Source organism: Streptomyces sp. NPDC048566 (genome assembly GCF_043199735.1).
Lineage (GTDB): Bacteria > Actinomycetota > Actinomycetes > Streptomycetales > Streptomycetaceae > Streptomyces.
Genome location: NZ_JBICWL010000009.1, coordinates 39,656 through 58,259 on the forward strand (window position 1 = coordinate 39,656; position 18,604 = coordinate 58,259).

The following is an 18,604-nucleotide window of genomic DNA, read 5'->3' on the forward strand; positions in this document are numbered from 1 at the left end:
TCGAAGCGGCTGCCTTGCACTGCAGGTCACGACGAGTATGGTGATCTTCGTTGTGCCTCCCGCGGCCCTCTGACAGGCAGAGGAACGGGCCGGGGGACGGGCGGGACGTGACGATCGCGGCACACGGTTCGGGCCTGGGGGGCCTTGACGAACCGCACGCAGCGCGCAATTCTCAGGACGCGTCGTCACAACGATCCGTATCCGAGGCATGGATCGGCGGCGAAGAGGGCAGTATCGAGGTGCATCGAGGGCATGGCTTGCGGCAGGTGTTGAGGACGAACAAGAGGGTCTCAAAAACCGGGACTGGACATCAGTGGGCCGAGTGGCTACACTGACCCTTTGCGCTGCCTGTTAGCTGCCTCCTGCCCGTCACCAGGGGCATACCCATGCTGGAGCATCGACGATCGGACCATCTCTGACGTGGCCTTACGTGGCCTGACAGGGAAAGGTTCGATGCTGTGTCCGACATGGGACCGGTACGCGCGTAGTGAGTCCGAGCCCTCGGAAGGACCCCCTCTTGGCCGCCTCGCGCACTGCCTCGACCGCGAATACGAACAACGGCGCCAGCACCGCCCCGCTGCGCATCTCCTTTGCAAAGATCAAGGAGCCCCTCGAGGTTCCGAACCTTCTTGCGCTGCAAACCGAGAGCTTCGACTGGCTGCTCGGCAACGACGCGTGGAAGGCTCGTGTCGAGGCGGCTCTGGACAGCGGACAGGACGTCCCCACCAAGTCCGGTCTGGAGGAGATCTTCGAGGAGATCTCCCCGATCGAGGACTTCAGCGGGTCGATGTCCCTGACGTTCCGCGACCACCGCTTCGAGCCCCCGAAGAACTCCATCGACGAGTGCAAGGACCGCGACTTCACGTACGCGGCCCCGCTCTTCGTCACCGCCGAGTTCACCAACAACGAGACCGGCGAGATCAAGTCCCAGACGGTCTTCATGGGCGACTTCCCGCTCATGACCAACAAGGGCACCTTCGTCATCAACGGCACCGAGCGTGTCGTGGTGTCGCAGCTGGTCCGCTCGCCGGGTGTCTACTTCGACTCCTCCATCGACAAGACGTCCGACAAGGACATCTTCTCCGCCAAGGTCATCCCGTCCCGGGGCGCCTGGCTGGAGATGGAGATCGACAAGCGCGACATGGTCGGTGTCCGCATCGACCGCAAGCGCAAGCAGTCCGTCACCGTTCTCCTGAAGGCTCTCGGCTGGACCACCGAGCAGATCCTGGAGGAGTTCGGCGAGTACGAGTCCATGCGCGCCACCCTGGAGAAGGACCACACCCAGGGCCAGGACGACGCGCTGCTCGACATCTACCGCAAGCTGCGTCCGGGCGAGCCGCCGACCCGCGAGGCCGCGCAGACGCTTCTGGAGAACCTCTACTTCAACCCGAAGCGCTACGACCTCGCCAAGGTCGGCCGGTACAAGGTCAACAAGAAGCTGGGCGGCGACGCCCCGCTCGACGCCGGCATCCTGACCGTCGAGGACATCATCTCGACGATCAAGTACCTGGTGAAGCTGCACGCCGGCGAGACCGAGACCGTCGGTGACAACGGCACGTCGATCGTCGTCGAGACCGACGACATCGACCACTTCGGCAACCGTCGTCTGCGCAACGTCGGCGAGCTCATCCAGAACCAGGTCCGCACGGGTCTGGCTCGTATGGAGCGCGTCGTCCGCGAGCGCATGACGACCCAGGACGTCGAGGCGATCACGCCGCAGACGCTCATCAACATCCGGCCGGTCGTCGCCTCCATCAAGGAGTTCTTCGGCACCAGCCAGCTGTCGCAGTTCATGGACCAGAACAACCCGCTGTCGGGTCTCACCCACAAGCGCCGCCTGTCGGCGCTCGGCCCGGGTGGTCTCTCCCGTGAGCGGGCGGGCTTCGAGGTCCGTGACGTGCACCCGTCGCACTACGGCCGCATGTGCCCGATCGAGACCCCCGAAGGCCCGAACATCGGCCTGATCGGCTCGCTCGCCTCCTACGGCCGGGTCAACGCGTTCGGTTTCGTCGAGACCCCGTACCGCAAGGTCACGGAGGGTGTCGTCACCGACGACGTCGACTACCTGACGGCCGACGAGGAGGACCGCTTCGTCATCGCGCAGGCCAACGCGCCGCTGACGGACGAGCTCCGCTTCGAGGAGGCCCGCGTCCTGGTCCGCCGCCGTGGCGGAGAGGTCGACTACGTCCCCGGTGACGACGTCGACTACATGGACGTCTCGCCGCGCCAGATGGTGTCGGTCGCGACCGCCATGATCCCGTTCCTGGAGCACGACGACGCCAACCGTGCCCTCATGGGCGCGAACATGATGCGCCAGGCCGTGCCGCTCATCAAGTCCGAGGCGCCGCTGGTCGGCACCGGCATGGAGTACCGCTGCGCGGTCGACGCCGGTGACGTCCTGAAGTCGGAGAAGGACGGTGTGGTCCAGGAGGTCTCCGCGGACTACATCACCACCGCCAACGACGACGGCACGTACACCACGTACCGCCTGCACAAGTTCTCCCGGTCCAACCAGGGCACCTCCGTCAACCAGAAGGTCGTGGTCGACGAGGGCGCCCGCGTGATCGAGGGCCAGGTCCTGGCCGACGGTCCCGCGACCGACAACGGCGAGATGGCGCTCGGCAAGAACCTGCTCGTGGCGTTCATGCCGTGGGAGGGCCACAACTACGAGGACGCGATCATCCTGTCGCAGCGCCTCGTACAGGACGACGTCCTCTCCTCGATCCACATCGAGGAGCACGAGGTCGACGCCCGTGACACCAAGCTGGGCCCCGAGGAGATCACCCGGGACATCCCGAACGTCTCCGAGGAGGTCCTCGCCGACCTCGACGAGCGCGGCATCATCCGTATCGGTGCCGAGGTCGTCGCCGGCGACATCCTCGTCGGCAAGGTCACGCCCAAGGGTGAGACCGAGCTGACGCCGGAGGAGCGCCTGCTGCGCGCGATCTTCGGTGAGAAGGCCCGCGAGGTCCGCGACACCTCCCTGAAGGTCCCGCACGGCGAGATCGGCAAGGTCATCGGTGTCCGCGTCTTCGACCGTGAGGAAGGCGACGAGCTGCCGCCGGGCGTGAACCAGCTGGTTCGTGTCTACGTGGCGCAGAAGCGCAAGATCACGGACGGTGACAAGCTCGCCGGCCGCCACGGCAACAAGGGTGTCATCTCGAAGATCCTGCCGATCGAGGACATGCCGTTCCTGGAGGACGGCACCCCGGTCGACATCATCCTCAACCCGCTGGGTGTCCCGTCCCGCATGAACCCGGGACAGGTCCTGGAGATCCACCTCGGCTGGCTCGCCAGCCGCGGCTGGGACGTCTCCGGGCTCGCGGACGACTGGGCGCAGCGCCTCCAGGCCATCTCGGCCGACCAGGTCCCGCCGCGCACCAACGTCGCCACCCCCGTCTTCGACGGTGCGCGTGAGGACGAGCTGGCCGGTCTCTTCGAGCACACCCTGCCCAACCGCGACGGTGACCGCCTGGTCCTCCCGTCCGGCAAGGCGCGGCTGTTCGACGGCCGCTCGGGTGAGCCGTTCCCGGACCCGATCTCGGTCGGCTACATGTACATCCTCAAGCTCCACCACCTGGTCGACGACAAGCTGCACGCCCGGTCGACCGGTCCGTACTCGATGATCACCCAGCAGCCGCTGGGTGGTAAGGCCCAGTTCGGTGGTCAGCGCTTCGGTGAGATGGAGGTGTGGGCGCTGGAGGCGTACGGCGCCGCTTACGCCCTCCAGGAGCTGCTGACGATCAAGTCCGACGACGTCACCGGCCGCGTGAAGGTCTACGAGGCCATCGTCAAGGGCGAGAACATCCCTGAGCCCGGCATCCCCGAGTCCTTCAAGGTGCTCATCAAGGAGATGCAGTCCCTCTGCCTCAACGTGGAGGTCCTGTCCAGCGACGGTATGTCCATCGAAATGCGTGACACCGACGAGGACGTCTTCCGCGCGGCGGAGGAGCTCGGCATCGACCTGTCCCGGCGCGAGCCGAGCAGCGTCGAAGAGGTCTGACGGGAGTCCGGCCGGGCCCTGGCCACCTGTGGAAACGGTGATCAGGGCCCGCCGGCCCCAGGACCCCCGTATCAGACCCCTAAGACTTACAACCCTGAGAGGGATTGACGCATAGTGCTCGACGTCAACTTCTTCGATGAGCTCCGGATCGGTCTGGCCACCGCTGACGACATCCGTCAGTGGAGCCACGGCGAGGTCAAGAAGCCCGAGACCATCAACTACCGCACCCTCAAGCCCGAGAAGGACGGACTCTTCTGCGAGAAGATCTTCGGTCCGACCCGGGACTGGGAGTGCTACTGCGGCAAGTACAAGCGCGTCCGCTTCAAGGGCATCATCTGTGAGCGCTGTGGCGTCGAGGTCACGCGCGCCAAGGTGCGCCGCGAGCGGATGGGCCACATCGAGCTGGCCGCTCCCGTCACCCACATCTGGTACTTCAAGGGCGTTCCGTCGCGGCTGGGCTACCTGCTCGACCTCGCCCCGAAGGACCTCGAGAAGGTCATCTACTTCGCCGCGTACATGATCACGTACGTGGACGAGGAGCGCCGCACCCGCGACCTGCCCTCGCTGGAGGCCCACGTCTCCGTCGAGCGTCAGCAGGTCGAGAACCGCCGCGACGCCGACCTGGAGGCCCGCGCCAAGAAGCTCGAGACCGACCTGGCCGAGCTGGAGGCCGAGGGCGCCAAGGCCGACGTGCGCCGCAAGGTGCGCGAGGGCGCCGAGCGCGAGATGAAGCAGCTGCGCGACCGCGCGCAGCGCGAGATCGACCGTCTCGACGAGGTGTGGACCCGGTTCAAGAACCTCAAGGTCCAGGACCTGGAGGGCGACGAGCTCCTCTACCGCGAGCTGCGTGACCGCTTCGGCACGTACTTCGACGGCTCGATGGGTGCCGCGGCGCTGCAGAAGCGCCTGGAGTCCTTCGACCTGGACGAGGAGGCCGAGCGCCTCCGCGAGATCATCCGCACCGGCAAGGGCCAGAAGAAGACCCGTGCGCTCAAGCGCCTCAAGGTCGTCTCCGCGTTCCTGCAGACCAGCAACAGCCCCAAGGGCATGGTGCTCGACTGCGTGCCGGTCATCCCGCCGGACCTGCGTCCGATGGTGCAGCTGGACGGTGGCCGCTTCGCGACCTCCGACCTGAACGACCTGTACCGCCGTGTGATCAACCGCAACAACCGCCTGAAGCGCCTTCTCGACCTCGGTGCCCCCGAGATCATCGTGAACAACGAGAAGCGCATGCTCCAGGAGGCCGTCGACGCGCTCTTCGACAACGGCCGCCGCGGCCGCCCGGTGACGGGCCCCGGCAACCGTCCGCTGAAGTCGCTGTCCGACATGCTCAAGGGCAAGCAGGGCCGCTTCCGCCAGAACCTGCTCGGCAAGCGTGTGGACTACTCCGCGCGTTCCGTGATCGTCGTCGGTCCGCAGCTGAAGCTGCACCAGTGCGGTCTGCCGAAGGCCATGGCGCTGGAGCTCTTCAAGCCGTTCGTGATGAAGCGCCTGGTGGACCTGAACCACGCGCAGAACATCAAGAGCGCCAAGCGGATGGTCGAGCGCGGCCGCACGGTCGTGTACGACGTCCTGGAAGAGGTCATCGCGGAGCACCCGGTTCTGCTGAACCGTGCGCCCACGCTGCACCGCCTCGGCATCCAGGCCTTCGAGCCGCAGCTGGTCGAGGGCAAGGCCATCCAGATCCACCCGCTCGTCTGCACCGCGTTCAACGCGGACTTCGACGGTGACCAGATGGCCGTGCACCTGCCGCTCTCCGCGGAGGCGCAGGCCGAGGCCCGCATCCTGATGCTGTCCTCGAACAACATCCTCAAGCCGGCCGACGGCCGCCCGGTCACGATGCCGACCCAGGACATGGTCCTCGGTCTGTTCTTCCTGACCACCGACGGCGACCTGCGGGACGTGAAGGGCGAGGACCGCTCCTTCGCCTCCGTGGCCGAGGCGATCATGGCGTTCGACGCCGGCGAACTCTCGCTGCAGTCGCGCGTGGACATCCGCTTCCCGGTGGGCACCATCCCGCCGCGCGGCTGGACCCCGCCGGCCCGCGAGGAGGGCGAGCCGGAGTGGCAGCAGGGTGACACCTTCCGCCTGCGGACGACCCTGGGCCGCGCGCTCTTCAACGAGCTGCTGCCCGAGGACTACCCGTTCGTCGACTACGAGATCGGCAAGAAGCAGCTCTCGGAGATCGTCAACGACCTCGCCGAGCGCTACCCCAAGGTCATCGTGGCGGCGACGCTCGACAACCTGAAGTCCGCGGGCTTCTACTGGGCGACCCGTTCCGGTGTCACCGTGGCCATCTCCGACATCGTCGTGCCCGAGGCCAAGCGCGGCATCGTCAAGGGCTACGAGGACCAGGACGAGAAGGTCCAGAAGCAGTACGAGCGCGGTCTGATCACCAAGGAAGAGCGCACGCAGGAGCTCATCGCGATCTGGACCAAGGCGACCAACGAGGTCGCCGAGGCGATGAACGCGAACTTCCCGAAGACCAACCCGGTCTCGATGATGGTGAACTCGGGCGCCCGAGGCAACATGATGCAGATGCGTCAGATCGCCGGTATGCGTGGTCTGGTGTCGAACGCCAAGAACGAGACCATCCCGCGTCCGATCAAGGCGTCCTTCCGTGAGGGCCTGTCCGTGCTGGAGTACTTCATCTCCACGCACGGTGCCCGTAAGGGTCTGGCGGACACCGCCCTGCGGACCGCCGACTCGGGTTACCTCACCCGTCGTCTCGTGGACGTCTCGCAGGACGTCATCATCCGCGAGGAGGACTGCGGCACCGACCGCGGTCTGCGCCTGGCCATCGCCGAGCGCGGCGAGGACGGCGTGCTGCGCAAGACGGAGAACGTCGAGACCAGCGTGTACGCACGTGCGCTGGCCGAGGACATCACCGTCGACGGCAGGGTGCTGGCCCCGGCCAACACCGACCTCGGCGACGTCCTCATCGACGAGCTCGTCAAGCACGGCATCGAGGAGGTCAAGACCCGCTCGGTCCTGACCTGCGAGTCCGCCGTCGGCACCTGCGCCATGTGCTACGGCCGTTCGCTGGCCACCGGCAAGCTGGTCGACATCGGTGAGGCGGTCGGCATCATCGCCGCCCAGTCCATCGGTGAGCCCGGCACCCAGCTGACGATGCGTACCTTCCACACCGGTGGTGTGGCCGGTGACGACATCACCCAGGGTCTGCCCCGTGTCGTCGAGCTCTTCGAGGCCCGTACCCCGAAGGGTGTCGCCCCGATCTCCGAGGCCTCCGGCCGCGTGCGGATCGAGGAGACCGAGAAGACCAAGAAGCTCGTCGTCACCCCGGACGACGGCAGCGACGAGACGGCGTTCCCGATCTCGAAGCGCGCCCGTCTGCTGGTGTCGGAGGGCGAGCACGTCGAGGTGGGCCAGAAGCTCACCGTGGGTGCCACCAACCCGCACGACGTGCTGCGCATCCTGGGTCAGCGTGCCGTCCAGGTCCACCTGGTCGGCGAGGTCCAGAAGGTCTACAACTCGCAGGGTGTGTCGATCCACGACAAGCACATCGAGATCATCATCCGGCAGATGCTGCGCCGGGTGACGATCATCGAGTCGGGCGACGCGGAGCTGCTGCCCGGCGAGCTGGTCGAGCGCTCGAAGTTCGAGACCGAGAACCGTCGTGTGGTCCAGGAAGGCGGCCACCCGGCCTCCGGCCGTCCGCAGCTGATGGGTATCACCAAGGCCTCGCTGGCGACCGAGTCGTGGCTGTCGGCGGCGTCCTTCCAGGAGACGACCAGGGTTCTGACGGACGCGGCGATCAACGCCAAGTCCGACTCCCTGATCGGCCTCAAGGAGAACGTCATCATCGGTAAGCTCATCCCGGCCGGTACGGGTCTGTCCCGCTACCGCAACATCCGGGTGGAGCCGACCGAGGAGGCCAAGGCCGCGATGTACTCGGCCGTCGGCTACGACGACATCGACTACTCGCCGTTCGGCACGGGCTCCGGCCAGGCCGTCCCGCTGGAGGACTACGACTACGGTCCGTACAACCAGTGAGCGCTAGGCGCTAGGCGGTAGGACAGGAGGGCGGTCATCCCCGGTGGGGGTGACCGCCCTTCCGCGTGCCCCGCCCCGTGACGGCGTCCCGCGGTGCCGCGGGCGCGCCGTGGCCCGGGCGCCGTCACCGGGTGCCGGGGCCGCCGCGGGAGCCGGTACAGCGGCGGCCTGCGGCGTCGCCGGCGGACGGGGCACGGGGCACGGGGCACGGGGCACGCGGGGCGCGGGCCCGTGCACGGGGCCACGCGGGGCGCGGGCCCGTGCACGGGGCGCGGGGCGCGGGGCGGACGGGGCGCCGAGGGGCGCAGCCGCCGGGTCGGCGGGGCCCGTCCGCGGCTGCGCGCGGGTGGCCCGGGGCGGTGCCGGCGGGGCGAGAAGCTGCGGCGGGGTCCGGAAACGCCCAGAATGGGGGCGGAGAAGTCCGGCGTGTCGGGCGTCACGGCATTTGTTTTGACCGAAGTCCGTGAGGTAGGTACCCTCAGACCTTGTGCCTGGGGTGTGCCCTGGCTCTGGTGCGTGCCTTCGAACCGCAGCATGAGTCGTCAGCGGCCACCGTAATCTGCGCTCCTTTCGCCTCGCGGCGAGAGTCTGCAGTATTCGACACACCCGACCGCGTGGGTCGGCGATGTTCCAGGTTAGCTTCACCATTCGGCACACAGAAACCGGAGAAGTAGTGCCTACGATCCAGCAGCTGGTCCGGAAGGGCCGGCAGGACAAGGTCGAGAAGAACAAGACGCCCGCGCTCGAGGGTTCGCCCCAGCGCCGTGGCGTCTGCACGCGTGTGTTCACGACCACCCCGAAGAAGCCGAACTCGGCCCTGCGTAAGGTCGCGCGTGTGCGTCTGACCAGCGGGATCGAGGTCACCGCTTACATTCCGGGTGAGGGACACAACCTGCAGGAGCACTCCATCGTGCTCGTGCGCGGCGGCCGTGTGAAGGACCTGCCGGGTGTTCGCTACAAGATCATCCGCGGTTCGCTGGACACCCAGGGTGTCAAGAACCGCAAGCAGGCCCGCAGCCGCTACGGCGCCAAGAAGGAGAAGTAAGAATGCCTCGTAAGGGCCCCGCCCCGAAGCGCCCGGTCATCATCGACCCGGTCTACGGTTCTCCTCTGGTGACCTCCCTCATCAACAAGGTGCTGCTCAACGGCAAGCGCTCCACCGCCGAGCGCATCGTCTACGGCGCCATGGAGGGTCTGCGTGAGAAGACGGGCAACGACCCGGTCATCACGCTGAAGCGCGCGCTGGAGAACATCAAGCCGACCCTCGAGGTCAAGTCCCGCCGCGTCGGCGGTGCGACGTACCAGGTGCCGATCGAGGTCAAGCCCGGTCGCGCCAACACGCTCGCGCTGCGCTGGCTCGTCGGTTACTCCCGCGCCCGTCGCGAGAAGACGATGACCGAGCGTCTGCTCAACGAGCTTCTCGACGCCTCCAACGGCCTCGGTGCCGCTGTGAAGAAGCGCGAGGACACCCACAAGATGGCCGAGTCCAACAAGGCCTTCGCGCACTACCGCTGGTAGTCGCTACCCACATCGAGACCGAGAGAAGACTGAAGCCTTATGGCTACCACTTCACTTGACCTGGCCAAGGTCCGCAACATCGGGATCATGGCCCACATCGACGCGGGCAAGACGACCACCACCGAGCGGATCCTCTTCTACACCGGCGTCAGCTACAAGATCGGTGAGGTCCACGACGGCGCTGCCACCATGGACTGGATGGAGCAGGAGCAGGAGCGTGGCATCACGATCACCTCTGCTGCCACCACCTGTCACTGGCCGCTCGAGGACAACGACTACACGATCAACATCATCGACACCCCCGGGCACGTCGACTTCACGGTCGAGGTGGAGCGTTCGCTCCGCGTCCTCGACGGTGCCGTCACGGTGTTCGACGGTGTCGCGGGTGTCGAGCCGCAGTCCGAGACGGTGTGGCGTCAGGCCGACCGCTACGGCGTGCCGCGCATCTGCTTCGTGAACAAGCTGGACCGCACCGGCGCCGAGTTCCACCGCTGCGTGGACATGATCTCGGACCGCCTGGGCGCTCAGCCGCTGGTCATGCAGCTCCCGATCGGCGCCGAGATGGACTTCCAGGGCGTTGTCGACCTGGTCCGCATGAAGGCGCTCGTGTGGTCCGCCGAGGCCGCCAAGGGCGAGATGTACGACGTCGTCGACATCCCGGCCACGCACGTCGAGGCTGCCGAGGAGTACCGCGGCAAGCTCATCGAGGGTGTCGCCGAGAACGACGAAGAGATCATGGAGCTGTTCCTGGAGGGCCAGGAGCCCACCGAGGAGCAGCTGTACGCCGCGATCCGTCGCATCACCATCGCGTCCGGCAAGTCCAGCGACACCACGGTGACCCCGGTGTTCTGCGGTACCGCGTTCAAGAACAAGGGCGTCCAGCCCCTGCTCGACGCGGTCGTGCGCTACCTTCCGACTCCGCTCGACGTCGAGGCCATCGAGGGCCACGACGTCAAGGACCCGGAGCTGGTCATCAAGCGCAAGCCGTCGGACGAGGAGCCGCTGTCCGCGCTCGCGTTCAAGATCATGAGCGACCCGCACCTCGGCAAGCTCACCTTCGTCCGGGTCTACTCGGGCCGCCTGGAGTCCGGCACCGCGGTGCTGAACTCCGTCAAGGGCAAGAAGGAGCGCATCGGCAAGATCTACCGCATGCACGCGAACAAGCGTGAGGAGATCGAGTCGGTGGGCGCCGGCGACATCGTCGCCGTCATGGGCCTGAAGCAGACCACCACCGGTGAGACGCTGTCCGACGACAAGAGCCCGGTGATCCTGGAGTCCATGGACTTCCCGGCGCCGGTCATCCAGGTCGCCATCGAGCCCAAGTCCAAGGGTGACCAGGAGAAGCTGGGTGTCGCCATCCAGCGTCTCGCGGAGGAGGACCCCTCCTTCCAGGTCCACTCGGACGAGGAGACCGGCCAGACCATCATCGGCGGTATGGGCGAGCTGCACCTCGAGGTGCTGGTCGACCGCATGCGCCGTGAGTTCCGGGTCGAGGCCAACGTCGGCAAGCCGCAGGTCGCGTACCGCGAGACGATCCGCAAGGCCGTCGAGCGTCACGACTACACCCACAAGAAGCAGACCGGTGGTACCGGTCAGTTCGCCAAGGTGCAGATCGCGATCGAGCCGATCGAGGGCGGCGACGCCTCGTACGAGTTCGTGAACAAGGTCACCGGTGGCCGCATCCCGAAGGAGTACATCCCTTCGGTGGACGCGGGTGCGCAGGAGGCCATGCAGTTCGGCATCCTGGCCGGCTACGAGATGACGGGCGTCCGCGTCATTCTTCTCGACGGTGGCTACCACGAGGTCGACTCCTCCGAGCTCGCGTTCAAGATCGCCGGTTCGCAGGCCTTCAAGGAGGCCGCGCGCAAGGCTTCGCCCGTGCTCCTGGAGCCGATGATGGCCGTCGAGGTCACCACGCCCGAGGACTACATGGGTGAGGTCATCGGCGACATCAACTCCCGACGTGGCCAGATCCAGGCCATGGAGGAGCGGATGGGCGCCCGGATCGTCAAGGGTCTGGTGCCCCTCTCGGAGATGTTCGGCTACGTCGGAGACCTCCGCAGCAAGACCTCGGGTCGCGCAAGCTACTCGATGCAGTTCGACTCCTACGCCGAGGTTCCCAGGAACGTCGCCGAGGAGATCATCGCGAAGGCCAAGGGCGAGTAACGCACCCCGTTTACACGCTTTAGGCTTGACACCGACCGCCGGGATTCGACCGGTGAGGGAGAATCCCGGCGGGCGGCACCCCAGCAAAGATCACCTGGCGCCGATGAGTAAGGCGTACAGAACCACTCCGTAGGAGGACCCCAGTGGCGAAGGCGAAGTTCGAGCGGACTAAGCCGCACGTCAACATCGGCACCATCGGTCACATCGACCACGGTAAGACGACCCTCACGGCCGCCATTACCAAGGTGCTGCACGACGCGTACCCGGAGCTGAACGAGGCCTCGGCCTTCGACCAGATCGACAAGGCTCCCGAGGAGCGCCAGCGCGGTATCACCATCTCGATCGCGCACGTCGAGTACCAGACGGAGGGCCGTCACTACGCCCACGTCGACTGCCCCGGTCACGCGGACTACATCAAGAACATGATCACGGGTGCGGCGCAGATGGACGGCGCCATCCTCGTGGTCGCCGCGACCGACGGCCCGATGCCGCAGACCAAGGAGCACGTGCTCCTGGCCCGCCAGGTCGGCGTTCCGTACATCGTCGTCGCCCTGAACAAGGCCGACATGGTGGACGACGAGGAGATCCTGGAGCTCGTCGAGCTCGAGGTCCGTGAGCTCCTCTCCGAGTACGAGTTCCCGGGCGACGACCTTCCGGTCGTCAAGGTCTCGGCGCTCAAGGCGCTCGAGGGCGACAAGGAGTGGGGCCAGTCGGTCCTCGACCTCATGTCCGCCGTCGACGAGTCCATCCCGACCCCGGCTCGTGACGTCGACAAGCCGTTCCTCATGCCCGTCGAGGACGTCTTCACGATCACCGGTCGCGGTACGGTCGTCACCGGCCGTATCGAGCGTGGTGTGCTGAAGGTCAACGAGACCGTTGACATCATCGGCATCAAGCAGGACAAGACCACCACCACGGTCACCGGCATCGAGATGTTCCGCAAGCTGCTCGACGAGGGCCAGGCCGGTGAGAACGTCGGTCTGCTCCTCCGTGGCATCAAGCGCGAGGACGTCGAGCGCGGCCAGGTCATCATCAAGCCCGGTTCGGTCACCCCGCACACCGAGTTCGAGGCCCAGGCCTACATCCTGTCGAAGGACGAGGGTGGCCGTCACACCCCCTTCTTCAACAACTACCGTCCGCAGTTCTACTTCCGCACCACGGACGTGACCGGCGTCGTGACCCTCCCCGAGGGCACCGAGATGGTCATGCCGGGCGACAACACTGAGATGAAGGTCGAACTCATCCAGCCCGTCGCCATGGAAGAGGGCCTGAAGTTCGCCATCCGTGAGGGTGGCCGGACCGTGGGCGCCGGCCAGGTCACCAAGATCAACAAGTAAGTTGATCGCTTGACCTGGTAGCTCTTTCACGAGCTCCGCAGAGGGCCCGTACGACGTCGGTCGTACGGGCCCTCTCGCCGTGTCCGGGGTCGTGCCGCCGTCACCAGCGCACCGGCAGGGCGCGCGGGCCGCGGACCAGGGTGCCGCGGCGGAAGGGCACCTGCTCGACGTGGACGGCCAGCCGCAGCACCGGCAGCCGGTCCAGCAGGGTGTCGATCACCAGCTCGGTCTGCATCCGGGCGAGGGCGGCGCCGGCGCAGCGGTGCGGGCCGCCGCCGAACGCCAGGTGCGCGCGGGCGTCCCGGTCCACGTCGATCCGGTCGGGGTCGGGGAAGACGTCCGGGTCGCGGTTGGCGGCGAGGTAGGAGACGTAGACCGGCTCGCCCGCCTCGATCCGCACGCCGTGCACCTCGACGTCCTCCAGCGCGATCCGCGCGAGGCCGACGGCGGCGCGGTGCGGCACGTACCGCAGCAGTTCGTCGACGGCGGCGGACCGGGACTCGGGCCGGCCGCGCAGCCGTTCGAACAGCGGCGGGTCGGTCAGCATCAGGAACAGCATCTGACCGCACGTATGGGTGATGGCCGCACCGCCGGTCTGGAGGGGCCCGGCGATGCCGACCGCCTCCGCCTCGGTGAGGTCGCCGTGGCCCACGGCCGCGCCGAGCAGGGAGAGGACGTCGGTGCCGGTGGCCGCGTGCCGCTCGCGGAGCGCGGCGCCGATCCACTCGTAGAGGGCCGACAGCGCTTCCTTCGCCGACCGGGCGCCCTCGGGGCAACCGTCCTCCGACCCGATCCGCCGGATCCAGTCGTGCACGTGGCGGCGTTCCCCGGAGGGCACGCCCATGACCTCGCAGGCGACGGCGACCGGGAAGGGCCGGAGCACGCGCTCGACGAGGTCGGCGGGCGGGCCGTCGTGCAGCAGGGCGTCCACCAACTCGTCGAGCATCTGCTGGGCGTGCGGCCTCAGGCGCTCCACGGCGGACGCCGACAGGGCCTCCTCGACGGTGCCGCGCAGCCGGGCGTGATCGGGCCCGTCGGCGAAGGCGAGGCAGCCGGGATCGGGTTCCAGTCGCGGAGCCGGACGCGTGATCGGCCGGTCCACCGCCTCGGCCCGGCCGAACCGCGGGTCGCCCGCGATCGTCGCGACGTCCTCGTACCGGGTGGCCAGCCAGGCCCAGCCCTCGCCGTGCGGCAGCCGGATGCGGGTGAGTGGCCCCTCCCGCATCAACTCCGCGAGCACCGGGTCGAACGTCGTCCCTTTCGGTTCGCTCGCGGGCCAGTCGTGGACCGGCGGCAGGCGGCGACCGGTCACCACCGTGGTCTGTTCAGCCATGGTTCCACTGTCCGGGGGTGCCGGCGGGGTGTCCTGGGGGAGTGGGCCAGGTGGCGGCCGGAATGTTGTCGCGGGCGGGTGCCGGACGGGGGCTGCGACTGGCAGACTCCTGCGGGCACGCACCTGGCCGGAACCTGTCGGATGGTGGCCGGAACGCGTCCTGATCTGCTCGTATCGGGGGGACCCGCACATGACCCAGCGCCTCAGACCCGTCCTGCTCGCCGCGGCCGGCCTCGGCCTGTTCTGCGCGACGGCGTGCACACCGGACGGGCGACCGGCGTCGGGGGCGGTCCGGGCCCCGGCGTCGGCCGAAGCCCGGTCGGACGCCCCCGCCGCGGACGGCCCGTCCGCGCGGGCCGCCGCTTCGGAGAGCGCGGACGGGCGGCCGGCGTCGGCGTCCCCGCCGGAGCCGGCGGCCACCGGTGGCGCCACCCGCTCTCCGGACGTCGCCGCCTCGACCGCCCCGCCCGCGCCGCCCGCCTGGCCCCGCGCCGGGTTCGCGGGCCTGTCGTTCGCGATACCGCCGGACTGGACGGTGGTCGGGCAGGGCGACGGCATCGGCTGCGCGGAACCCCGGCACTCCTCCGGCCGGCCCCGGATGTTCGGCTGCTCGGGCCTCCAGATCAAGGCGGGCTCCGCGATCGCGGGCTACGAGGGGGAGCCGTACGCGCCGGGCGGCGCCGGCGGCTGGTACGCGGCCACCGACGTGCAGCCCTGCCCGGTGCGCCCGGCGACGGCCGACGGCTCCTTCAACGGCGTCGCCTCCGCGCACTCCGCGCCCGTCGAGTCGGGTCTGCGTCCGGTCGGGGCGCGGCAGGCCTGGTACGACCGGTGGGGGGCGGGCTGCCGGGACGGCTCCCGCTTCTCGCCCCGGGCCTGGTACCTGCCCCTCTCCCGGGTGCTGTTCCTCGACTACACCGGGCACGCCGAGACCGGGCGCATCCTGGGGTCGGTGCGCTTTCCGGGCTGATCCCCGGTCTCGGTCGCGCAACGCTTTGCCCCCGCGGGACCGTGCCGCCCGGCGCCCGGCCCCGACCCCACCATGCCCCGCCGCGGCGCCGGGACGGTCCGGACGCCGGCGGCCTGGCGGGCCGTCAGGTCCGGCGACGCCGGTTGCCGTTGCCCGCCGGGACCGCCCCGCCGTCCCGGTGCGGGCGACGGGAGGGCCCCGCTCGCCGGGCGGCCCCTCGCCGCGCGCGCGAACACGCATCGACTGGTGCATGGCGGACGAACCGTCGCCCGGCGGCGGCGGTTGACGCCTGCCCGGCTCGCGGGTTGGCTCGTCGAGGGTCGGTGCCGGACGAGGACGAAGCGGGATGTCACGGGGTGGGAGCGAAGCCGTTGCGGCGCAGGGCGTCCGTGCGAGCGGAGGCGGGGCGGCCCGGGAAGGGCGTGCCGCGGGGGCGGTTCCGGGTCAGGGCCCGGTGGCTGCTGTCGGCGGGTGCGGCGCTGGTGATCGCGGCGACGGTGGCGGACCGCCCGGCCGGGAACGACCCGGTGGTCACGCTGGACGTCGTCCGGGAGGCGGCGGACGGGGCCTGCACCGTGCACTGGAAGGACCCCCTCGACGGCAGGATGCGCGACGAGGCGTTCACCTGCGATCCGGACCGCGATCCGATCCTCAGAGGCAGCTACGACACGGCGCGCGAGGTGGCGTCGGGCCCCTGGAAGGGCGACCTCTACCCCCTCGACGCCCGCTACGGAACGCCGGCCCTGCTCTTCGACCAGGCCGTGGGCCTCTGCGGCCTGATCGGGCTCGCCCTGCTGGGCGCCGGAGCCGTGACCGGGTCGGTGCACCTCGCCCGGCGCTGGGCGTCCCGCGGCGCCGCGTTCCCGTTCGCGGCGGGGCCCGCGCGGCGCGGTGCCCGGCCGGCCGGGCACCCCGGTCACGGCGCCGCCGGGATCTCCGCGATCGTCGGGCTGGCCGGAATGGCGCTGTCGGCGCTGGTCCTCTTCGCCGAGCTTCCGGAGGCCATGGAGCGGGCATCGGCCTTCCGCGCGGCCCTGCCCTGCGCCGGTGCCGTCGCAGACGCCCCGCAGGACTGCACCCGCCCGGTCCCGTTCACCGTCGTGAGCACGGAGATCAAGGAATCGGGCAGGAACCGCACCTACAAGGCGAATCTGTCGGGCTCGCGGTACTGGGACGGTGAGGTGTCGTTCGGCGACGACGAACCGGTGCTGGCCGGGCTGCGGCCCGGGGACCGGGTCACGGGCACGGTCTGGCGCGGGGACGTCGTCGCGGTGGCCGCCGCCGGGGAACGCCAGGCGACGGGCGCGGACCCGGCCGACGAGCCGGCCGGGAACGTGGTCCTCGGCATCGTCCTGGGGATCGTCGGCGTGCTGGGTCTGCTGTACGCGGCGTCCTGTCTCACCACCGGGGACGGCGCCGGGAGGCCGGCGTCCGTCGGCGACCTCTGGGTCAGCCGCACGGCCTGGCTGACGTCCGCCCTGGTGGCGGCCGCCTTCCTGCTGCGCTGGGGCGAGGTTCCGTTCTGGTGCTCGGCCGTCTGCGGGGGTCTCGCGGTGCTTTCGCCCGTCCACCGGGTCGCCCGGGACCGGTGGACGGCCGGGCGATGAGGGAGCGCGCCCGCGGACCGGTTCCGGACCGGGCGCCGGGTGCGCGGGGTCCGCTCAGTGGGCCAGGGCGATGCCGAAGGCGTCCCCGTCGCTGCCGGCGGAGAAGCCGAGGTCGCTCTCGGCGAGGGCGGTGGCGGACTCCAGGGTGCCGGGTTTGACCTTGAGGACGGTGACGGTGCCGGCCGCGTTGCCGGGGGCGCCGACCAGGGGCTCCACGCGGCCGTTGCCGTCGGTGTCGAGGGCGCCGACGGTCCAGCCGAAGTGGTCGGCCGTGGCGACGGTGCCGGGTACCCCGGCGGTGTCCTGGTCGATCCACAGGGCGCCCTTGGTGGTGATGCCGCCGGTGGCGTTGCCGAAGAGGACCATGGAGGCGCCGGAGCCGGTGGCGGAGCCGATCGCCTCGCTGCGCATGCCGAGTACGAGGTCGTCCGTGCCGTCGCCGTCGAAGTCGCCGGCGGCGAGGGAGGAGGAGAAGTAGTCCTCGGTCTCGGGGGCGCCGGAGATGCCGGGGGAGTCCTGGTCGAAGAGCTTCACCCGGCTGCCGGCGGACAGTCCCTGGGAGCCTCCGTAGAAGACGGCGAGGCGTCCGGCGGCGCCCTTGGTGCCGACCTCCTGGTCGGAGACACCGACGGCGACGTCCGCGTAGGCGTCGTCGTTGAAGTGGCCGACGGCCAGGGCGCTGCCGGCGAACTCGCCGATGCCGGTGACGTTGCCGGCGTCGATGTAGCCGCCGGACGCCGGGGCGCCGTTCTCGATGGGGCCGTAGAGGATGTGCAGGGAGCCGCGGTCGGAGCTGCCGGAGATCTGTTCGCCGATGGTGGCGGAGATCAGGTCGCCGACGCCGTCGCCGTTGACGTCGGCGATGGCGAGCTGTTCGCCGAAGCGGTCCTCGGCCTCCGGGGTGCCGGGGACGTGGGAGGTGTCCTGGTCGATCTGGACGGTGTCGGCGGCGTTGAGCCCGGTGGGGGTGCCGAGCATGAGCTTGACGGTGCCGGCGTTGGACTTGCCGCCCGCGTTGTCGAGGGGTTCGCCGACGGCCAGGTCGCAGTAGCCGTCGTCGTTGACGTCGCCGGTGGCCAGGGAGTAGGCGAAGATCTCGTCCTTGGCGACGGTTCCCGGATAGCCGGCGGTGTCCTCGTCGAACGATTCGGTCGTCGCGTCGTAGATGCCGCCCGACCCTCCGTAGTGGACGGTGAGCATGCCGGCGCCCTCCGTGCTGCCGATGGCCTCCAGCGGGGAGGAGACCGCGAGGTCGGCGTATCCGTCGTTGTCGAAGTCGCAGCTCGCCACGGACTGGCCGAAGCTGTCGTCGGCTTCCGGGTCGCCGGGTACGCCGGGCGATGCCTGGTCGATGCGGACGGAGGTGCTCGACGGGCCGGTCGAGGTGCCGTCGGCGATGACGATCGATCCGGCGCCCGCGTGGCCGCCGACGGTGTTGCCGGGCAGGCCGACGGTGAGGTCCGGTATGCCGTCGCCGTCGAAGTCGTACGGCTTGGCCGCGCCGCCCGAACCGGCCGTGAGGGCGACCGTGGTCACCACGCCCGCGCAGACGAGCAGCGCGACGGCCGCCTGCCACGGCTTGGGCCGGCGCCTGGTTGCCTTCTCTTCGGCCATGACTGTCCTTCACCCGTCTGTGGAGCGTGCGGAGATCGCCCG

Annotated in this window: 11 protein-coding genes; 8 read left to right on the top strand and 3 right to left on the bottom strand. The window is 69.2% G+C overall.

Annotated features, from left to right (window positions below):
• The first annotated feature begins 517 nt into the window (after positions 1-517).
• The 6 genes from rpoB to tuf all read left to right on the top strand — a co-directional run bounded on the left by rpoB (position 518) and on the right by tuf (position 13,038).
• Positions 518-4,003 (top strand): DNA-directed RNA polymerase subunit beta, encoded by a 3,486-nt coding sequence (gene rpoB, locus ACGFS9_RS16600; protein WP_393253846.1) that lies wholly within the window; start codon positions 518-520, stop codon positions 4,001-4,003.
• A gap of 114 nt (positions 4,004-4,117) precedes the next feature.
• Positions 4,118-8,017 carry a DNA-directed RNA polymerase subunit beta' gene (locus ACGFS9_RS16605; protein ID WP_393253848.1) on the top strand — a complete coding sequence of 1,300 codons (3,900 nt, stop codon included), beginning with the start codon at positions 4,118-4,120 and terminating at the stop codon, positions 8,015-8,017.
• 673 nt (positions 8,018-8,690) lie between these two features.
• Positions 8,691-9,062 (top strand): 30S ribosomal protein S12, encoded by a 372-nt coding sequence (rpsL, locus tag ACGFS9_RS16610; protein ID WP_003948652.1) that lies wholly within the window; start codon positions 8,691-8,693, stop codon positions 9,060-9,062.
• A 2-nt stretch (positions 9,063-9,064) separates the two neighbouring features.
• A complete protein-coding gene (gene rpsG / locus ACGFS9_RS16615) occupies positions 9,065-9,535 on the top strand; it encodes a 30S ribosomal protein S7 (RefSeq protein ID WP_003974303.1) in 471 nt (156 codons plus the stop codon).
• A 39-nt stretch (positions 9,536-9,574) separates the two neighbouring features.
• A complete protein-coding gene (gene fusA / locus ACGFS9_RS16620; protein WP_393253850.1) occupies positions 9,575-11,701 on the top strand; it encodes an elongation factor G in 2,127 nt (708 codons plus the stop codon).
• A 143-nt stretch (positions 11,702-11,844) separates the two neighbouring features.
• The gene (tuf, locus tag ACGFS9_RS16625) at positions 11,845-13,038 is read left to right on the top strand and encodes an elongation factor Tu (RefSeq protein ID WP_393253851.1); all 1,194 of its coding nucleotides are present in this window, start codon (positions 11,845-11,847) and stop codon (positions 13,036-13,038) included.
• 100 nt (positions 13,039-13,138) lie between these two features.
• Here tuf and ACGFS9_RS16630 read toward each other — a convergent pair whose 3' ends face one another.
• Positions 13,139-14,371 carry a cytochrome P450 gene (locus ACGFS9_RS16630; protein WP_393253853.1) on the bottom strand — a complete coding sequence of 411 codons (1,233 nt, stop codon included), beginning with the start codon at positions 14,369-14,371 and terminating at the stop codon, positions 13,139-13,141.
• Positions 14,372-14,561: 190 nt separating this feature from the next.
• Between ACGFS9_RS16630 and ACGFS9_RS16635 the strand changes: the two genes are divergently transcribed.
• Entirely contained in the window at positions 14,562-15,341 is a 780-nt protein-coding gene (locus ACGFS9_RS16635; RefSeq protein ID WP_393253855.1) for a hypothetical protein, read from the top strand.
• A gap of 349 nt (positions 15,342-15,690) precedes the next feature.
• Here ACGFS9_RS16635 and ACGFS9_RS16640 read toward each other — a convergent pair whose 3' ends face one another.
• Positions 15,691-15,876, bottom strand: coding sequence for a hypothetical protein (locus ACGFS9_RS16640; protein WP_393253857.1), 186 nt, complete (start codon positions 15,874-15,876; stop codon positions 15,691-15,693).
• On the opposite strand from ACGFS9_RS16640, the gene ACGFS9_RS16645 reads away from it, so the two are divergent.
• Entirely contained in the window at positions 15,869-16,948 is a 1,080-nt protein-coding gene (locus tag ACGFS9_RS16645) for a hypothetical protein (protein ID WP_393253859.1), read from the top strand. The two genes, ACGFS9_RS16640 and ACGFS9_RS16645, sit on opposite strands and share 8 nt — an antisense overlap.
• 54 nt (positions 16,949-17,002) lie before the next feature.
• Here the strand turns inward: ACGFS9_RS16645 and ACGFS9_RS16650 are convergent, their stop codons facing one another.
• On the bottom strand, positions 17,003-18,562 hold the full coding sequence (locus ACGFS9_RS16650; protein ID WP_393253861.1) for an FG-GAP repeat protein: 1,560 nt from the start codon (positions 18,560-18,562) through the stop codon (positions 17,003-17,005).
• Positions 18,563-18,604: the final 42 nt, after the last annotated feature.